This window comes from Pseudomonas sp. FEMGT703P (assembly GCF_002786345.1).
Lineage (GTDB): Bacteria > Pseudomonadota > Gammaproteobacteria > Pseudomonadales > Pseudomonadaceae > Aquipseudomonas > Aquipseudomonas peli.
Genome location: NZ_PGCM01000012.1, coordinates 242,289 through 261,310, shown reverse-complemented (window position 1 = coordinate 261,310; position 19,022 = coordinate 242,289). Strand labels below are relative to the sequence as shown.

The window sequence follows — 19,022 nt, the reverse complement described above, 5'->3', positions numbered from 1 at the left end:
GGTTACTGGCCGCGCAGGGCCAGTAACTCGCAGTGATGGAGCTCACTGAGGCTCCACTCGATCATCTCAATCGAGTGCAACAGGCGGGGCGCGTGATTGTGCTGCGGGGAAACGCATCGCCAACGCAGGCCACAGCCAACGCAACGACTGTGGACCCAGGCGCAGCACAGCGATGCTGAAATAGCCCCAATCCAGGCTACCCAGGGCTGGGCTGTTGATCAGTAACGAGCAATAACCGCATGCATCCAGCTTGAACTTCTGCGGCAAATCATCCGGCATGGCTGGCGATGCTGCTTGCGCCAGGCCTTCATGGCAGGCCAGTTCGGTTAACCACGACCAATCTTGCGACTCCGCGCGAGACTGGGAAAAGAGCGGTGCGAGGACAATCAGGGCGAGTGCCAGCACGCCGAGCGCGGCCCCCAGCCGATGCCCTCGCAGCGCGCTTATCATCAGTGCTGGTGCTGACCTTCACCGTGCGCACTGCCCTCAGGCGCATCCTTGTGCACGGCGATCTCCACCTCAACGGTGCCGGCCTTCTCGAAGGTCAGGGTCAGCGGAAAACGCTCACCGTCTTTGGCCTGTTGCTTCAGGTTGAACAGCATGACGTGGTAGCCCATCGGTTCGAACTTCACTTCACCACCGGCAGGAATCGCCACGCTCTGTACCTGCTGCATCTTCATCAGACCATCGGCGTGTATGTGTTCGTGCAGTTCGGCCTTGCCGGCCACCGGGGTGCTGGCACTGAGTAGGCGGTCAGCCTCGGCGCCCTTGTTGTGCACCACGAAGTAGGCTGCAGCGGTGGGTGCTACGGCCGGCATTTCCCGCGACCAGGGGTGTTCGATATGCAGCTCACCGGCGGTGTATTCATGGGCCTGGACCAGCAGTGCCGGCAGCAACAGGGAAAGACCAAGCAGGGTTTTCTTCAGCATCATGGGTATTGCCTCCTTGTAGGAAAACGAAAGTCAGAAATCCAGGGTCAAACCAGCATACAACGCACGGCCATCGCCCGGGGCATGCAGGGAATCCAGCGCGCCATCGGGGTCATACCAGACGTACTCGTAGTAGCGGTTGGTGACGTTTTTCAGTTGCATGTCCACGCTTACACTCTCACTCAGGCGGTACTCCGCACCGAGGTTGAGCAGGGTGTAGCCGCCATATTGACCGGTGCTGTTGGTGCGCTCCAGGTAGTAGTCGCTCTGGCCGTTGACCCAGGCACTTAGCTTGAGTTTTTCACTGGCCTGATAATCACCGCCCAAGGCATACAGGTGATGCGGTATGTGGTCCATTTCCTTGCCCTTGCTGGCCGGCAAGCGTGGGCCGGGCGTGAGGATTTCCGAGAACTGCCGTGAATAGGAGAACCACACGCGCGCCAGGTCGTTGGGGTACAGGTTGAGCTGCACGTCATAACCCCGTCGTAGGGTTTCACCGACGTTCTCGGTATCCCCGGACGGTGCATTGAGCCGGCGCTGTACTTCATCGGTGGCGTGCTGTTCCCAATACGCCACGCGACCATCGAACCAGGCCACTGGGTTGAACTTGATGCCGGTTTCCCAGCCTTCGTTGATCGACGGTTTCAGGTCATCCTGCAAGCTGGCCAGTTTGTAGGCACCCGAACCGACACCGATCTGGAAGGTACGTCCCCAGTTGGCGTAAAAGCTGGCCGTCTGCCAGGGGGAATAGACCAGGCTGAATTTTGGCTGATTGATGGTGCCAAAATCATTGACGCTGGCACGTTCGCCAGACAACTGATCGTGATAGTCGCCCTCAACACGGTCCACCCGGTAGGCCGGAATGAGCTTGAGGCTTTCCCAGGGTTCGATCACCGCCTGCACGTAAACACCCGTTGTGGTCAGATCGAACACCTGGTCGCGTGTCTGTGCGGTACGCACACGACTGACCGTCCGATAACGCTCACTGATCACCTCCTGGCGCTGGATATCGGCGCCACCTTCCAGGGCAAAGTCATGCAGCCCCGGTACATCAGGACGCCAAGTCAGGCTGCTGATTGCGCCGTACTGGTCTTCGTCGTTGAAGCGTTCCTGCTGCGCTGAGGTAATCCAGTACTTGGTCCAACGCCGGTCTTCAAACCGGTTGTAGTACGCCTTGCTCGACCAGGCGAGGTCGTCGGCCAGGTCGGTATCCAGATGCAGGCTGAGCGAATCCATGCTGCGCTCGCCCTTGTCCGTCGCGTTGTTCAGGTACGACTGGCGCGGGTCATCATGGGCATCGGCTTGGGTCAGGTAACCGGCCTCCAGGGCATCGGCTTCGTAATGCCGTGCGATCAGGCCGGCGCGCCAACCGGCGTCAGCGGTATAGAACCATTTGCCGGCGAAGCTCTGCCGCTCGGCATCGGCATGGTCACGGTAACCGCCGCTCTTCTGGTAAGCGACGAAGTAGTTCTGCGACCAATTACCACTTTCGATGCCCTTCACCAGTTGCAGTTCTTGCGTGTCGAAACTGCCGCTGCGCAGGCGCAGCTTGCCCTCGTTGCCGCCTTGCAAGGTGTTGATGCTGGCATTGCCGGCAATGTTGTGCAGGCCGTAGCGCGGGTCGTTGGTGCCGCGCACCACTTCGATATCTTCGATATCCAGCGGGTAAACCATGTCGATAAACGGCATGTTGCCGTCGTTGGTGTTGCTGGGGATGCCATCGATCAGCAGCTTGACCGCGTTGACTTCACCCTCGCCATTGAAGCCACGAAACGACAGCTTGCCGGAGGTGGTGCCCTGATTGAACTGAGTCAGCATGACCCCTGGCACACGGTTGAACAGCTCCCAGCTGTATTGCACGGGCTGCTTTTCCAGCACGTCACGGCCGACATAGTCCACCGAGCTGAGAATGTTGTAGCTGGACAGCGGGCCCTTCTCCTCGCCCGTCACCGTGACGCTGCCCAGCGCCAGGGTGCTGTCGGCAAGCACGGGTAAGGTTTGAACACTCAGCGCAATCGCGCTCGTGGCCAACAACAGGCTGAGTGGTTTTAGCTGAAACTGCATGTGCGTTCATTCCTGAGTAAAAGGCACGGCACTGGCCAATGCCCTGTATCGATAAGGTCGTTATGCCTCAGCCCGGTTTTGCCAGGGCAAGGTTGTTGTGGCAGCCAAGACGGTGGCCTTGGTTGCCAATGGAGCAGGTGAATCAGGTCGAAGGGGTCAGAGCGACCCGTGGCCGTATGCGTGACAGCAGCCAGTCCAACGCCCAGATCAGCAACAGGGAAGCGCCCACCAGCGGGAAAGCCACGCCCAGCAGGCCCATGATGACAATCGCGGTTTTCCAGCGTGGCAGGTCGTGGCGCAGCGGCGGTACGCCGAGCTTGCCGCTCGGCCGGCGTTGCCACCACATGATCAGGCCGCTGATCGCACTGAGCAGCACCAGCAGGCAGACCGCGAGCATCAGCAACTGGTTGGCCAAGCCGAACAGCTTGCCCTCATGCAGCATGACCCCGGTTTCCACGGTTTTCGCCACCACGCCGTAATCCTTCCAACGCACATCGGCGAGCACCGCACCGCTGTATTGATCGATATGCAGGGTGGCGTCGTTACGCGGGTCGTCGGCAAACAGCGCGATGCTGTACACCCCGGTTTCACCTTTCGGCAGGGTGATGCTGTAACCCGGCTGTACGGCGCGCTCAGCGGCGGTGTCGACCACGTACTGCAGCAGGTTGGCCGGGGCCGCAGGCGTCTCGGCAGTGGCATGGCCGTTATGCGCGGCGTGTGGATCGGAAGCCGGCAGTGGTGTGGTTTCCACCGCCCAGGCCACGGTCTGCTGACTGCTGGTGTTCAGGCTGCCGGTGAGCTTGCCGGACTGCGGTACGTCGTCCCACATCGCCGCCGGGAAGTGGTTCCAGGCACCGGCAAACTGGGCGCCCCAGAAGCCGGTCCAGGTCATGCCGGTGAGCAGCATAAACAGCAACAGCAGCGAGCCCCAGAACCCGGTGACCGCATGCAAGTCACGCCACAGCAACCGCCCACGGGCACTCAGCCTTGGCCACAGCACACCGGCGCCGAAACGCCCGCGCGGCCACCACAGGTAGAGGCCAGACACCACCAGTACAATGCCCCAACCGGCGGCCAGCTCGATCAGCCGATCGCCCAGGGTGCCGACCATCAGGTCACCATGCAGCTGGCGGGCAATGGCCTGCAGATTGAGCTGCGCGTCCTGGCTGCCGAGAATCCTGGCGCTGTAAGGGTCAACAAACACATTCAGGCTCTGGCCCTCAGCCTCCAGCACAAACTGCGCACTGCGTTCGGCGTTCAGCGGCGGCAGGTATTGGCTGATGCTCGCCTGCGGATAAGCCTGGCGCACCAACGCCAGCTGCTGATCCGCCGAGATCGCCTGCTCGGCAGGCGTGACCTGCAGCAGCTCGGCATACATCAGCGGGTCAAGTTGCGGCTTGAACAGGTAGATGATGCCGGTGACCGAGAGCAGGATCAGAAACGGAATCACAAACAGCCCGGCATAGAAATGCCAGCGCCAGGCCAGGTTGTAGAACGAGATGTTTGGCGTCGTCGGCTTCTGCATAGTCAGCTCCAGGCATGGCCATAATCAGTGATGGATCGGCAGCGGTTCATCGGTGCTGCCCGCGGCGCAGCAGGCTCAGCCCCACCAGCGCCAACAGCACATGGGCCAACGCGACGATGCCCAGCAGCAGGTGCTTGTAGCCATTGCCCAGGCCTGCGAGAAATTCCCACTTGTGCAGGTACGCAAACCCCCAACCTTCCGCACGGTCGGCATCCTGCACCCGGCTGGCCAGGGCACCGTCCAGCGGGTCGATAAACAGCGCGGTGTTGTGCGTATCGGCATAGCTGGCCTTGAACACCGGCAGGCGCTTGAAGACGAAGCCGTATTCGTGGTCAAAACTGTGCTGCAGCGTGAGCGTCTGCGCCTCACCCAACCCCAGGGACTTGGCGTAATGATCGAGGCGCTGCTGGGCATAACGGCGCGGCGTGTCATTGCCCAGCTCACGGCCCTGAGCATCCAGGTAATGCAGGCTGGACATGCTGGCGAACTGCTGCCCCTGGGCGCGCCAGATCGGTTTACCGTCGAGCTCAAGCAGGCTGAGCATGTACAGCTCTTCACCGGCCAGCAGCCAGTCGGCCGCCGGTGCCTTGTCCAGCTCGGCCACGTTAAAGCTCGGCACAAACGGCGCTGGCCAGGGCTGCGCACCTTGCTTGTGCAACAGGTGCCAGGCACCGCTGCTGGCAAAGCTCAACGTCGCTAAAGCGAGCCCCAGCCCCCACCAGCCATGCAGCCGGCGGTTGAAGGTACGGGCACGCCGACGGGCGATAAACAGCGCCACACCGAACAGCGTCGCCGAGACAATCGAGGCCAGCAGCACCAGCATCAACACCGGCCGCAACGGGCCCGCCGCATCCAGCCAGCGAAAGCTGTGCATCGTCTGGAAGAACGCACTGAACCAGGCCTTGCGCTCGTCCACCAGGGTGCCGAGGCGATCATGGAACAGGTCAACATAAAGGCGCAACGAATCATCGCGCTGGGTGTCGACCCGCGCCACCGGCAGCAGGCGGTTAATAAAGGCATATTCACCGGTGAACCGCTCGATGCTGCCGGCGTAAGCCAGCGGCTCGTCGCGGCCCAGGTAATGCCGTGCCAGGCTCTCGGCATGAGCAGCGGCCAGCTCGACCGCCTGACCACTGCGTGCATGCCAATAACGCGGCTGCAGCTCGCCGGCTAGGCGCGCCTGGTAATACGGCTCACCGGCCAGTACCAGCAGGCGCAAGCCCTGCACCTGTGCAACACCCGCAGCACCGAGCACCTGCGCAGGACTGCGCAGGTTATCCAGCGGCAACACCTGTTGCGGTGTGGCCATGGTTTGCGGACGGGGCTGCAGGTAGCCCATCAGCGGGTGCAGCATGCCGCTGCCCGCCCAGCTGAAGATGCCCAGGCAGGCCAGCAGCGCCAGGCGCTTGTGCCACGGCATCAGCCGCAGCAGGCGCTGGCGCCAGGTCAGCCGCGGTAGCTCTTGTGCTTGCAGGGCCGCTGTCAAAGCTTCCACTCCAGGCCGACATACAGGCTGCGACCGTCACCGGGCATAAACAGCGCGGCATCCTGGCTATTGGCGTTGGCCACAACGCCTGTGGTGGAGATATAGGTCTTGTCGGAGAGGTTGCGCCCTTCGACAAAGAAGCCCAGGCCTTCACGTGGACGATAACCGCCCTTCAGCCCCCAGATCGCATAGGCTTCGGCATACAGCGACTCGGCGTGGTCGGCGGCGTAGTGCACCGGCACCCACTCGACGGTTGGGCCGGCATACCAGCCATTGCGCTGCCACAGCGCCTCACCCTTGAGGAACTGGCTCGGCACGCCGGCAATGCGGTTGTTGCCGTAGGCCGGGTCGTTGTCGAAGCGGAAGTCATTGAGCAGGTACTGACCGCGCAACACCACCTCACCCAGCTGCCAGGCACCACCGAACTCGATGCCCTGGTGCACGGTGCGGTCGGCGTTGGTGGTGATCACCTGGGTCGGGGCCAGCGGGTTGACGTAACCCAGAAGCTCGTCGCGAATTTCGCTGCGGTAAACCGCCAGGTCCAGGTCCAGGTTGCCCTGGGTGAAGCGCATACCGGCTTCCAGGGTGGTGGCCTTCTGCGCCTCGTTCTCGGTGACGATGGCGCCCCCGGTCAGCTCGCTAAAGGTCGGCGGCTCGTAACTTTGGCTGAGGTTGGTGAACAGCTGCACACCGTCGGCCAGGTCATGACGCAGGCCGATCCGGCCAATCCGGGCACTATAGCTGCGGTTGAATGACGCATCCTGGAAACCCGTCGGCACCCCGACGAAGTTGAAGCTGCTTTTCAGCTTGTCATCGATATCGCGCTCGCTGTGCAGCCAGGTCAGGCCGCCGATCAGCGCCCAGTCTTCGGCCAGCGGCACTTCCAGCTCAGTAAAGGCATTCAGGCTGCGCGCTGTCTGCACCTGACGGTCCACCAGGTTGCCGCGTTTACCGCGCACGTTAACGTAGTTTTCTGCCTGGTTACGGCCTTGCAGCGCTTCCACGCCACCGCTCCAGCGCCAGCCATCCGTGCTCTGCCACTTGTGGGTCAGGCGTACGCCGACATCTTCACTGTCGACTTCCAGCACCTGGAATATCGGGTGCCACAGCGATTTCTCGCTGTAGAAGCTCGACAGCTCCAGGCTATGGCCGCCGTCCAGTTGCAGGGTGGTGATATTGCCGATGCGGTTGAGGGTGAAGTCGCGCTTGTTATCGCCGGTCACCGTGCTCAGCGCGGCCTGCTCGGGGTTACGCCGCAGCTGCGCCTTGGTCAGGCTGCCGGGGATTTCCGAATCGGTTTCCACGTGGCTGATATAGAAGCGGGTCGACAGTCGCTCGTTGATCCGCCCGCCGATATTGGCGAAGTAGCGCTGGTTCTCCTGGCGCGCGTGATCGCGAAAACCGTCCTGGGAATAGTCGGAGAAGCTCAGGTAGGCATCCCAGTTGCCAAAGTCTTCAGCCACCGCCCCGAAGATGCGCTGGTAATCGAAACTGCCCGCTTCGGTGCGCAGCTGCACCGTGGGCGCGGTCTTGCCGGTGGGCGTGACGAAGTTGATCGCACCACCCAGGTTGGCAGCACCATAGCGCCAGGCGTTGGCCCCGCGCATGACCTCGATATGGTCCAGGGCAATCGGCTCGATGGCCTGAAAGTCACCACTCCCATCCGCCAGGTTGAGTGGCGCGCCGTCCTGCATCAGCAGGATGCCGCGTTGGTGGAAGGTGCGCTGCAGGCCCGAGCCACGGATCGACAGACGCGATTCCTCGGCGCCGGAGCGCGACTGAATGTACACACCGGTGGCCTGGCCCAAAGCATCCTGCGGCGAGCTAGCGCGGCCGGTCTTGTAAGTTTCGGCATCGACGACGCTGGCACCGCCGGGAATCCGCGCAAACTCGGCGCGCTTCTCGGCAATCGTCGGCGCAGTGGCATCGCCCTGCTGTTTACCGACGATGGTGCTGTCTTCCAGTTTTAGCTGCTCGGCATAGGCAGAACTGGCCAAGCTGATGCTGACAGCCAACAGGCTGAATACGGATATCTGACGCATAGACTTCCCCAACTTCGGTCCGTCGGGCGCTCTTCAAGCACCGACAGACGCGGTTTTTTATCTGGTTTCAAGTGATCAGCGCGGCCGCAAATGCGGCCGCAGCAACAGCGACTCAAGCCAGAACAGGGGATGCGCGGGGGTTGGCCGAGGGCCAGAGGTAGCGGACAGGTCGCGGGGTGAAGAAGAACGTCAGCAGGGGCGCGCGACTGGGCGCCAGCAGGCCCAGCAGACCGAAGAACGCCGCCAGGATGATCGCACTGAAGGTGGAACTCAGGGAGCAACCGGAACCGGTGGCAGGATTGGGCGCCACCACACCGGAACCTTCCAGATCAGCACCGGCGCCGAAGTTGCCCTCGAAGGAGCAGTACTGGCTGCCCAGCCCGCTGAGTTGCAGGCCAGCCATCTGGCCATGACCGATACTGCAGGCGAACGCACTGAACAGAACGCTGAAATACAGCATCCAGGCCAGCAGGCGACGGTCAGTACGGGTTATTTTCATGGGGCGCGACTCTAGCATTGCTCCGGGGCGCATGTGACACAGCCGCACTGCGATGGATTGCCGCAGCGCGCTGGCGGCAATCTTAGTTCGGCCAGGGTGCCTGCGCCAACAACTCCGCGCAGCGAATTTGCACAAACTCACGCAGCAACAACACCGGCTTACTCAGTTGCGCGCGGTGCGCGCAGATCAGGTTGAGCGGTGTCGGCTCGCCGCGCAGCTCAGGTAGCAGCACCTGGAGCCGTCCGGCACGTACATCGCCAGCTACATCCAGCCAGGATTTGTAGACCAGCCCGGCACCGCTGACGGCCCAGCGCCGAACTACGTCGGCATCGTCACTGACCCGGTCACCTTTGACGCTGATGCCCTGCTCGCGCTTGCCGTCGCTGAAGCGCCAGCGGTCATGCAGCCGCCCACCGAGCATATAGAGCAGGCAGTTGTGCTCGGTCAGTTCATCGACCGTTTGCGGCGTTCCGTGCTTGTGCAGGTACTGCGGTGCGGCGCACAACACGCGGCGGTTGGACGCGGCCACTGGTAAGGCGACCAGACTGGAGTCCTCCGGTGCGCCGTAGCGCAGGGCGATGTCCACCGGCTCGCGAAACAGATCGGCCACGCGATCGCCCAGCAGCAGGCGCAGCTGCACCTGCGGGTGCGCCTGCTGAAACTCATCCAACCAAGGCAGCAAGGTATTGCGACCGAAATCCGACGGTGCAGACAGCTGCAACGGTCCACTGATACCGACCTTGCTACCGGCCAGCCGCTGCCGGCCGTCATCCAGACTCTGCAAGGCCAGGCGCGCATGGCCGAGAAACAGCTCGCCCTCGGGAGTCAGGCGCAGGCTGCGGGTGGAGCGGCTGAACAGGCGAACGTCCAGTTGCTGCTCCAAGCGCTTAAGCGCAGCGCTGGCCACCGCCGGGGAAATGTCCAGGCGCCGGGCGGCGGCCGACAGGTTGCCCAGGTCAGCGGTGGTGACAAACAACTGCAGATCATCAAAACGCAGCATGGCGGCTCATTTTCAAAAAAGTATTGAAAGAGACTCTAGTAGCCGCCTGTTTTTCTCGTCAATCAAATAACCGAGCATGTGCAGCACTTGAACCGGAGTCCGCCATGACCACGCCACTGACTTTGATTGCCACCATCACCGCACGCCCCGGCCATGCCGAGGCGGTTGAAGCCGGTCTGCGCCAGCTGGTGCCGCCTAGCCAGGCCGAAGCCGGTTGCCTGCAATACAACCTGCACCTGCATAAGGAGCAGCCCAACCGCTTCATCATGGTTGAACAATGGCAGGACGCCGCCGCTCTCAGCGCGCACCAGCAGACCGCGCACTTTCTGCACTTCGGCGAAACCTGCGGCAACCTGCTGGAACAGGTCGATCATCAACTGATGCAACGCATTGTCTAAGGAGCCCTTTATGAAAGCTGTCGCCTATTACCACTCCCTGCCCGCCGACCACGCCGACGCCCTGCAGGATGTTGACCTGCCGACTCCAACCCCCGGCCCGCGCGATCTGCTGGTCGAGGTCAAGGCCATTTCAGTCAACCCGGTGGACACCAAAATCCGCCGTAACGTCGCCCCAACCGACGGCGACGCCAAGGTGCTGGGCTGGGATGCCAGCGGTATCGTCAAAGCGGTGGGCAGCGAGGTCAGCCTGTTCCAGCCCGGCGATCAGGTTTACTACGCCGGGGCAATCAACCGTGCAGGGGCCAACAGCGAACTGCATGTGGTGGACGAACGCATCGTCGGGCACATGCCCAAGAGCTTGCCGTTTGCCGAAGCCGCCGCCCTGCCGCTGACCGCGATCACCGCCTGGGAGCTGCTGTTCGAGCGTCTGCAGATCACTCAGGGCAACACTGACCTGGGCCAGAGCCTGCTGATCGTCGGCGCCGCTGGTGGCGTTGGTTCGATTCTGGTGCAGCTGGCCCGCCAACTCACCGGCCTGACCGTGATCGGCACCGCCTCCCGTCCGGAAACCCAAGCCTGGGTCCGCGAGCTGGGCGCGCACCATGTAATCGACCATCGTCAGCCACTGAGTGAAGAGCTGAAACGCATCGGCATCAATCAAGTCACGCACGTCGCCAGCCTGACCCAGACCGACCAGCACTTCGCGCAACTGGTCGAAGCCCTGGCACCGCAAGGCCGTCTGGCGTTGATCGATGACCCGGAGCAGCCACTGGACATCATGCAGCTCAAGCGCAAAAGTCTGTCGCTGCACTGGGAACTGATGTTTACCCGCTCGCTGTTCGAGACCGCCGACATGATCGAGCAGCATCACCTGCTGGATCGGGTGACCGAACTGGTGGATGCCGGCACACTGCGCACCACCCTGGGCGAGCATTTCGGCAGCATCAACGCCACCAACCTGCGCCGCGCGCACACGCTGCTGGAGAGCGGGACAGCCAAAGGCAAGATCGTTCTCGAAGGGTTTTAACGGCGCGGCACTCCCCGGTTCACGTTCAGCGTGAGCCGGGCAGCTTTTTTATCACGCACCCTGCATTCGATAAGCGGCCAGCTAGACTCATTACATTGCCGTTGCAGGGGCAATTTCCCACTCAACTCTTTCAACCTGGCTTGCCATTGGCGGTAAGGGATGCAACCCGATCTTCAAGGCCCACTGCGCCTGGCTGGCGTATATATCCTGTTCAGCACCCTGTGGATTTTCGGCAGCGACTACCTGCTGCATGCTCTAGTCAGGGACAGTGAACTGATGGCCGAGCTGCAAACAGGCAAAGGCCTGCTGTTCATCTTGCTCAGCACCGGGCTGATCTTCTTTGTCAGCCAGCGTGATCGCCTGGCGCAGCGCCAATTACTGGAAAAACTCACCGATAAAAGCCGCCTGCTGCACCACACCCAACGTAACGCCGGCCTGGGCAGTTGGGAGTACCGCGACGGCTTTCATTGGAGCGAGGAAGCCCTCTGCCTGCTAGGCCGCAACGCTGAAAGCCCACCGTGCGCTCCTGAACAGCTGCTCAGTTGGCTGCACCCTGCCGAACGCGCTGCCGTGCAACGTGCTCTGCATGCCCTGCTCGATGACCACCACCGCATGATGGTCAGCGCACGCCTGCTGCAACCCAACCCCCAGCAGACAACCTGGTTGATGCTGCGCGGCGAAGCCGACGCTGATGGCCGCATCTTTGGCACCGTGCAAAACATCAGCGCGCAGAAGCGTGATGAAAGTGCCCTGCGCGAGAGCGAGCAGCGCTTTCGCCTGCTGTTCGAACAGACGCCACGGATTGCCGTACAGGGTTATGACCGCGAACGCCGGGTGATTTACTGGAACCAGGCCAGCACCCTGCTCTACGGCTACGCCGTGCATGAGGTGATGGGGCGCCGCCTGGAAGAGCTGATCGTGCCGCTTCCCGCACGCAGTAAAGTGGCCAGCGCGATCAACCAGTGGCAACTCGGCGGCTCACCAATCCCGGCGGCTGAGGTGCAGTTGCAGCGCAAGGACGGCAGCCTGGTGTGGGTCTATTCCAGCCACCTGATGCTGCGCAACAGCCTGGATCAGCTGGAGCTGTACTGCGTCGATATCGACCTCACCGAACAGAAGAAAATCGACAGCGAATTGCAGGTCAGCGAGAGCCGCTACCGCTCGCTGGTCGAGCACCTCGGCGATGCGATTTTTATCACCGATGCCGACGACAAGCTGAGTTTCCTCAACCCCGCCTGGGAAGAAATCAGCGGCTACCCCATCCATGAAAGCCTGGGCAGCCCACTGCACCGTTTTATGCCAGAACTGAGTCAGACCACTGTGCGCCAACGCCTGGAAGAACTGCGCAGCGGTAAGCTCAACAGCCTGCGCCTGGAATGCCAATTGCTCACCCACAAGGGTGAAGCTCGGCAGGTTGAATTGCAGCTGAATCTGAGCAAGCTCGAACACACGCTACACGGCAGCCTGCACGACGTGCATGAGCGCTATCAGACGCAACACCTGCAGCAGGCCCGGAATGCGGTACTCGACGAACTGCTGGGGCTGCACCCACTGTGCAACATTCTCAGCGGCATCACCCGGCGCCTGGAAAGCCTGCAGCCGCAGATGCGCGTATCGATCATGCTGCTCGACGAGCATCAGCGCCTGCGTATAGGTGCCGCACCGAGTTTGCCGGACGCCTATTGCCAGGCCATCGAGGGCGTTGAAGCCGCGCTGGAAGTGGGTTCATGCGGGCATGCGGCCGCGAGTGGCGAGTTGGTGATCGCCGAAGACCTCAGCCAGCACCCCTATTGGCGCGATTACCAACACGTTGCCCTGGCGGCTGGTCTACACGCCTGCTGGTCGCTGCCATTCAAAGATGACAATGGTCAGGTGCTGGGCACCTTTGGCATCTACTACCCGCAACCAACCCGCCCCAGCGCAGCCGATATCGCCCTGGTTACTGAGTTCACTCGCCTGGCGGGGCTCGCTGTGCAGTTCAGTGCCACACGGGTGAGTTGATCTGCCCGAAGGCAGGTCAGCGGTGATTGATTTGTTACAGGTCAATGAAAGTTCATACCGAGCAACTAGACTGGCTTCTCCGAAAACCTAATTACCACCGCTCGCGCTGTAGCCAGGCAATGCCTGGGCGTTAACAGCCACCGAGGGTTCATAACAGGTTCTTACAGAGGAGGCTCGGCGATGAATGTCATGATCCAACCGGTCAAAACGGCTGCAGGTCCCGGCTGGCAAGTCTGCTTAGGTAAGCAGAGTGTGACCTTTCGCAGTGAAAGTGAAGCACGCCAGTTTGTCAGCACCCTGCAAGCGCGCCTCAGTGCGCCACATGAATTGCCTGTGGCACATCGGCGGGCGGCCAGCTGAGCCTAAGCGCGGCCCACACCACGTTCGACCCAACGGGTAAAGAGGGAAAAACTCACGGCCAAAACCCCGCAGCCGAATATCACCACGGCAATCGGCCAGGCACTGCCGTCATGCAGCACGCCAACCATGGCGGCGGCACTGGCGGCGATCACGAATTGCAGGCTACCCAGCAGCGCTGACGCACTGCCGGCATGGCTACCCTGCCCCGCCATGGCGCAGGCCGAGGCGTTGGGCAGAAGAATGCCCAAGCTGGCAATGCAGCCGAACAAGGGAATCAGCAGCGGCCACAAGGCCTGTGGCTTGGCCAGTGCCACCAGTAGCAGCGCCAGGCCACAAGCCAGGTAGAACCACACGGTCTTGCCTAGCCAGTATGCCGGTCCGTGCCGCGCCACCAACCAGGCGTTCAGCTGCGCGACCAGAATAAAGCCAAGGGCGTTGCTGCCGAACAGCCAGCCGTAATGCTCGGCGGGGATGCCATACAGCTCGATAAATACGAATGGCGAGCCGGCGATATAGGCAAACATCCCGGCGATCGCACAGCCACCGGTCAACGCGTACCCCAGAAACGGCAAGTCAGCGAACAGCCGCTTGTATTCCCCCAACGCGCCACGCAAAGGCGCAGGCGGTGCGTCTTTGGCCAGGGTTTCCGGCAACCACCTTGCCACTGCCAATAGGCAGATAAAGCTGAACAGCGTCAGGCAGATAAAAATCGACGGCCAACCCAGTGTACTGAGCAGCAACCCACCGCCCAGCGGCGCGAGAATCGGCGCCAGGCCCATCACCAGCATCAGCTGGGAAAACACCTTGGCCGAGCTGATCGGATCACACAGGTCGCGCACCACCGCCCGCGATACCACCATCCCGGCGCAACCGCCCAAGGCTTGTACAAAGCGTGCAGTAATGAGCCATTCCAGGCTGGGCGCCAGCGCACAGGCCAGTGATGCCAGGCTGAACAGCATGACGCCGACCAGCAGAGGTTTACGCCGACCAAAGCGGTCCGCCAGCGGGCCATAGGCCAGTTGACCGATGGCCAAGCCGGCAAAGTAGGCTGCCAACGACAGCTGCACGTGCTCCACGTCCGTGGCAAATGCACGTGCCAAGGTTGGGAAGCTCGGCAGGTAAAAATCGATAGCCAACGGGCCAAAAGCGCTTAATGCACCGAGAACCAACAAAAGACGTAACGGCATGGGAGTCCAGACAAGAAGTGTTAACAGAGGCAGGCTCGGCGCATATGGCCTGCTCGGAGAGAACCCAGTAAAGCAAAAAGGGCGCCGGTTGACTTGCGCTGTGCGCTGCAAGTCAACCAACGCCCCACGTTAAAGCCAGAACATCAAATAGAGGTGTCGGCTTTTTTCCGGCCCTTGCCGACCTTCTCTGCCAACGACTCCACCAACAGGTAGAACATTGGAATCAGGAAGATCGCCAGGAAGGTTGCCGCCATCATCCCGCCGATTACCCCGGTGCCGATCGAGTGACGACTCGCCGAGCCTGCGCCCGAGCTGATCGCCAACGGCACAACACCGAGAATGAAGGCCAGCGAAGTCATGATGATCGGACGGAACCGCAGGCGCGAGGCCTCCAGTGCCGACTCAAAGATGCCCATGCCCTGATGCCGGCAGAGCACGGCGAACTCGACGATCAGAATGGCGTTCTTCGCCGCCAAGCCGATTAGGGTCACCAGACCAACCTGGAAGTACAGGTCGTTCTCGATGCCGCGCAGCCACACCGCGAGAATCGCCCCGAACACCGCAAACGGCACCGCCGTAACCACGGCCAGCGGCAGGGTCCAGCGTTCATACTGGGCAGCGAGGATCAGGAACACCATGATCAGGCCGAAGATAAAGGCACTGCTGCCCGAACCTTGCGATGCCACTTCCTGGAAAGCCGAGCCGGTCCAGCCGATGCTGTAATCGCTACCGAGCACCTCATCCGCCACTTGCTGAATCGCACTGAGCGCCTGACCGGAGCTGTAGCCAGGTGCCGGCCCGCCAAGGATCTTCGCCGCCGGGTAGACGTTGAAGCGTGCATAGGTATCCGGGCCGAGAATCCGCTCAACCTTGACCAGGCTGGCCAGCGACACCAACTCACCACTGCCCGCGCGCACATAGACCTGGGACAAATCTTCCGGCTTGCTGCGGAACTCCGCTTCGGCCTGCAGGCTGACCTGGAAGGTACGGCCATACAGGCTGAAATCGTTGACGTAGTAGCTGCCAAAGGTCGCTTGCATGGCGGTGAATACATCATTCACTGCCACACCCAGGGCGCGCGCCTTGGTCCGGTCCAGATCGATAAAGTATTGCGGCACGTTGGCGCTGAAGGTGCTCTGCACCCCTGCCAGCTCAGGGCGCTTCGCGGCGGCGGCGAGGAAGGCCTGAACCTTGGCCGCCAGTTCGGCGGTGGTGCCGCCACTGCGGTCCTGAATAAATCCTTCAAAACCGCCGGTGGTACTCATACCGGTGATCGGTGGCGGGTTGAAGCTGAGTACCACGCCATCCTTCTGCGCGGCGCCCATACCCATGAATTCACCGGTCAGGTTGCGCGCATCCAATTCAGGCGTCGTGCGCTCACTCCAGTCTTTCAGCGGCACGAAGGACACCCCGGCGTTGCTGCGGGTGCCGAAGGTCAGCACGTCGAAGCCAGCAAAGGTCACCACATCCTGCACCGCTGGGTGCGCCATCAACTGCTGGGTCACGTCACCGGTGAGTTTCTCGGTGCGAGTAAGCGACGCGGCAGGCGGCAGGAAGTAAGCGTTGATCACATAGCCCTGATCTTCATTGGGCACCAGGGAGCTGGGCACCCGGTTGAACAGCAGCACCATCACCGCGATCATCGCGCCAAACAGCAACAACCCGACTGCCGAACGCTTCAGGAAGAAACGCACACCGGCGGTGTAGCCATTGGTCAGTTTGTCGAAGACCCGGTTGAAGGCGCGGAACGGCGCCGCCGGCTCGTGGTGCCCGGGCTTGAGCAGCAAGGCGCAGAGTGCCGGGCTCAGGGTCAGGGCGACGATGCCGGAGATCACCACCGACACGGCAATGGTGATGGCGAACTGTTTATACATCTCCCCGGCCAGGCCGCCGAGGAAGCCCACTGGCACGAATACCGCGCAGAGCACCAGGACGATGGCAATGATCGGCCCGGTTACTTCTTCCATAGCCTTGATGGTCGCTTCACGCGGGCCGATCTTGTCGGTGGCCATTACCCGCTCGACGTTTTCGATCACCACAATGGCGTCGTCCACCACGATACCGATGGCCAGCACCATGCCGAACAGGGTCAGCAGGTTGATCGAGAAACCGAGCATGTACATGCCGGCGAAAGTACCGACCAGCGAAACGGGAATTGCCAGCACCGGGATCAGCGTGGCACGCCAGTTCTGCAGGAAGATAAACACCACCAGCACAACCAGGATCAAGGCTTCGAAGAAGGTCTTGATCACTTCATCAATCGATACCTGAACGAACTTGGTGGTGTCGTACGGCACCTTGTAGGTCATACCGCTGGGGAAGTTCTTCGACAGACGGTCGAGCGTCTTGCTCACCGCCTCGGCAGTGTCCAGAGCATTCGCGCCGGGCTGCAGGTACACACCGAAAGCAGCGTTCTGCTGACCGTTGAGCGAGGTCATCAGCGAGTAGTCCTGGGCACCCAGCTCGATCCGTGCAACGTCCTTGAGCAGCAGGCTGGCACCGGTGTCATCGGTGCGCAGAATGACGCTCTCAAACTCTTTCGGGTCGGTGAACCGGCCCTGGGTGGTCACCGTGTAGGTGAAATCCTGCTTCTGCTTGAGCGGCTGCTGGCCGAAGCTGCCGGCGGCGAACTGCGAGTTTTGCTCACGGATCGAATTGACCACATCGGTCGGCGTCAGGTTGTACTGCGCCAGCTTGTCCGGACGCAGCCAGATGCGCATGGAATAGTCTTTCGAGCCGAACTGGCTGACATCACCCACGCCCGGCAGACGCTTGAGTTCGTCGATCACGTTGATCAGCGCATAGTTGCTGATATACACCGGGTCGCGCGAACCATCCGGCGAGTAGAGGGTGACCACCTGAAGAATGTCCGAAGACTTCTTCTGCACCTTGACGCCCTGCCGGCGCACTTCTTCCGGTAGCTTGGCCAGTGCAGCCTGCACCCGATTGTTAACGTCGATAGTGGCCTGGTCCGGGTCTCGGCCCACCTCGAAGTACACCGACAGACTCATGGCGTTGCCGCCGGAGTTGGACTGCTGGTAGATCATCCCCTCCACGCCGTTGATCGACTGCTCCAGCGGCGCTGCCACTGTTTCAGCAATCACCTGGGCGCTGGCACCGGCATAGCTGGCGCTGACCGACACCTGCGGTGGCAGGATCTGTGGGTACTGGGCGATCGGCAGCGAGCGCATGGCCATTAGGCCCGCCAGCACGATGATGATCGAGATGACCGCGGAGAATACCGGACGGTCGATAAAGAAGCGTGAGATCACCGGGTACGCTCCTTAGGATTGGCTGGTGGCAGGGGCAACAACTTTGACGGGGCTGTCTGGACGCACTTTCGGCAGGCCTTCGACAATCACCCGATCGCCAGCGCTGATACCGGACACAATCACCCAGCGGCCTTTAGCCGTATGCCCGGTGGTGACCTGACGCTTACGCGCAACACCGCCATCGTCCACCACATAGACAAATGTTCCGCCTGGGCCCTGGGCAATCGCGCGCTCTGGCAGGGTCATGGCATTGGGAATGCTCAGGCCTTTGACCTGCACCCGGACGAACTGGCCTGGCAACAGAGTCTGATCCGGGTTAGGCACCACAGCGCGAGCGCTGACGGTGCCAGTGCCGCGATCCACCAGGCTATCGGTGAAGTCCACCTTGCCTTCCAGTGGGTAAACACTGCCGTCACCCAGTTTAATCTGCACACTCATCTTGCCGTCTTCGGGAAGCACCAGGCTGCCGTTTTGCAGCCCACTTCGCACGCTTTCCACGTCGGAATCCGGAGCGGCAAAGTTGACGTAAATCGGGTCCAGTTGGGTGATGTTGCTCAGCAGGCTGGCACTCGGATCGCCGGCCACCATCAGGCTGCCTTCGGACACGGTTTCCTTACTGGTGATACCGGAGATCGGCGCTTTTACCGTGGTGTAGTCGAGGTCGATCTGCTTGGACTGCACCTCAGCCTCGGCGGCCTGGATATTCGCCTTGCTCTGCTCGAAATTGGAGATGGCATTGTCCAGTTCACTTTCGCTGGCAAAGCCCTTTTTCTGCAGTTCGCGGATGCGTTTGAGGTCACGCTCGGTCTGCCGATAGCGCGCCTGCTCTTGCGCCAACGCACCCTTGGCACGGCTCAGGGCGGCCTGGTAGGTGCGCGGGTCGATGCGGAACATCACCTGGCCTTTCTTGACCTGGCTACCTTCCAGGTAAGTCCGCTCCTGCAGAATGCCGCTGACCTGAGCCCGCACCTGCACTTCGCGGAAGCCGGCAGTGCGCGCGGAATATTCAAGCTCCAGCGGCAACGCCTCGGCCTTCACGGTTTCGACCACCACCTCGGGCGCTGGCGCAGCGTCGGCAGCAAACAACGGGGCGGCCCAAAAAGCCAACAGCAAGGAACCGGCAGTGACCGGCAGGCGACGGGGAAAAAGCATGGATGTCTCCGAATAAACGCAAGGTGCAACGTTTGAGACCGGCAATGCTAGTTACATACACGAGTGTTTGTAAATAGAAC

14 protein-coding genes are annotated in these 19,022 nt (G+C 61.6%); 3 read left to right on the top strand and 11 right to left on the bottom strand.

The annotated features are described in order from the left end of the window. Positions 1-66: 66 nt before the first annotated feature. The 8 genes from CUR33_RS18865 to CUR33_RS18830 all read right to left on the bottom strand — a co-directional run bounded on the left by CUR33_RS18865 (position 67) and on the right by CUR33_RS18830 (position 9,545). Positions 67-450, bottom strand: a complete 384-nt coding sequence (locus CUR33_RS18865) for a DUF2946 domain-containing protein (RefSeq protein WP_289240566.1) — start codon at positions 448-450, stop codon at positions 67-69. Continuing rightward, on the bottom strand, positions 450-932 hold the full coding sequence (locus CUR33_RS18860; RefSeq protein ID WP_289240565.1) for a copper chaperone PCu(A)C: 483 nt from the start codon (positions 930-932) through the stop codon (positions 450-452). The genes CUR33_RS18865 and CUR33_RS18860 overlap by 1 nt, the downstream gene beginning before the upstream one ends. 30 nt (positions 933-962) lie before the next feature. Next, positions 963-2,993: a TonB-dependent receptor gene (locus CUR33_RS18855; RefSeq protein WP_289240564.1), complete on the bottom strand. Its 2,031-nt coding sequence runs from the start codon at positions 2,991-2,993 to the stop codon at positions 963-965. Between the two features lie 142 nt (positions 2,994-3,135). Continuing rightward, positions 3,136-4,518 (bottom strand): PepSY-associated TM helix domain-containing protein, encoded by a 1,383-nt coding sequence (locus CUR33_RS18850; RefSeq protein ID WP_289240563.1) that lies wholly within the window; start codon positions 4,516-4,518, stop codon positions 3,136-3,138. Between the two features lie 46 nt (positions 4,519-4,564). Beyond that, positions 4,565-6,013 carry a hypothetical protein gene (locus CUR33_RS18845; RefSeq protein WP_448703213.1) on the bottom strand — a complete coding sequence of 483 codons (1,449 nt, stop codon included), beginning with the start codon at positions 6,011-6,013 and terminating at the stop codon, positions 4,565-4,567. Next, the gene (locus CUR33_RS18840; protein WP_289240561.1) at positions 6,001-8,046 is read right to left on the bottom strand and encodes a TonB-dependent receptor family protein; all 2,046 of its coding nucleotides are present in this window, start codon (positions 8,044-8,046) and stop codon (positions 6,001-6,003) included. Before CUR33_RS18840 ends, CUR33_RS18845 begins: the two co-directional genes overlap by 13 nt. A gap of 112 nt (positions 8,047-8,158) precedes the next feature. Further along, positions 8,159-8,545, bottom strand: coding sequence for a DUF2946 domain-containing protein (locus tag CUR33_RS18835; protein WP_289240560.1), 387 nt, complete (start codon positions 8,543-8,545; stop codon positions 8,159-8,161). An 82-nt stretch (positions 8,546-8,627) separates the two neighbouring features. Next, positions 8,628-9,545: a LysR family transcriptional regulator gene (locus tag CUR33_RS18830; RefSeq protein WP_289240559.1), complete on the bottom strand. Its 918-nt coding sequence runs from the start codon at positions 9,543-9,545 to the stop codon at positions 8,628-8,630. A gap of 104 nt (positions 9,546-9,649) precedes the next feature. On the opposite strand from CUR33_RS18830, the gene CUR33_RS18825 reads away from it, so the two are divergent. The 3 genes from CUR33_RS18825 to CUR33_RS18815 all read left to right on the top strand — a co-directional run bounded on the left by CUR33_RS18825 (position 9,650) and on the right by CUR33_RS18815 (position 12,971). After that, positions 9,650-9,943 carry a putative quinol monooxygenase gene (locus CUR33_RS18825; RefSeq protein WP_170049140.1) on the top strand — a complete coding sequence of 98 codons (294 nt, stop codon included), beginning with the start codon at positions 9,650-9,652 and terminating at the stop codon, positions 9,941-9,943. A gap of 10 nt (positions 9,944-9,953) precedes the next feature. Beyond that, entirely contained in the window at positions 9,954-10,970 is a 1,017-nt protein-coding gene (locus tag CUR33_RS18820) for a zinc-binding alcohol dehydrogenase family protein (protein ID WP_289240558.1), read from the top strand. 159 nt (positions 10,971-11,129) lie between these two features. Then, a complete protein-coding gene (locus CUR33_RS18815; protein WP_289240557.1) occupies positions 11,130-12,971 on the top strand; it encodes a PAS domain S-box protein in 1,842 nt (613 codons plus the stop codon). Positions 12,972-13,333: 362 nt separating this feature from the next. Here the strand turns inward: CUR33_RS18815 and CUR33_RS18805 are convergent, their stop codons facing one another. The 3 genes from CUR33_RS18805 to CUR33_RS18795 all read right to left on the bottom strand — a co-directional run bounded on the left by CUR33_RS18805 (position 13,334) and on the right by CUR33_RS18795 (position 18,942). Next, the gene (locus CUR33_RS18805) at positions 13,334-14,518 is read right to left on the bottom strand and encodes a multidrug effflux MFS transporter (RefSeq protein WP_167147487.1); all 1,185 of its coding nucleotides are present in this window, start codon (positions 14,516-14,518) and stop codon (positions 13,334-13,336) included. A gap of 143 nt (positions 14,519-14,661) precedes the next feature. After that, positions 14,662-17,790: an efflux RND transporter permease subunit gene (locus CUR33_RS18800; protein WP_289240556.1), complete on the bottom strand. Its 3,129-nt coding sequence runs from the start codon at positions 17,788-17,790 to the stop codon at positions 14,662-14,664. 12 nt (positions 17,791-17,802) lie between these two features. Beyond that, on the bottom strand, positions 17,803-18,942 hold the full coding sequence (locus CUR33_RS18795) for an efflux RND transporter periplasmic adaptor subunit (protein ID WP_160089068.1): 1,140 nt from the start codon (positions 18,940-18,942) through the stop codon (positions 17,803-17,805). Positions 18,943-19,022 lie beyond the last annotated feature (80 nt).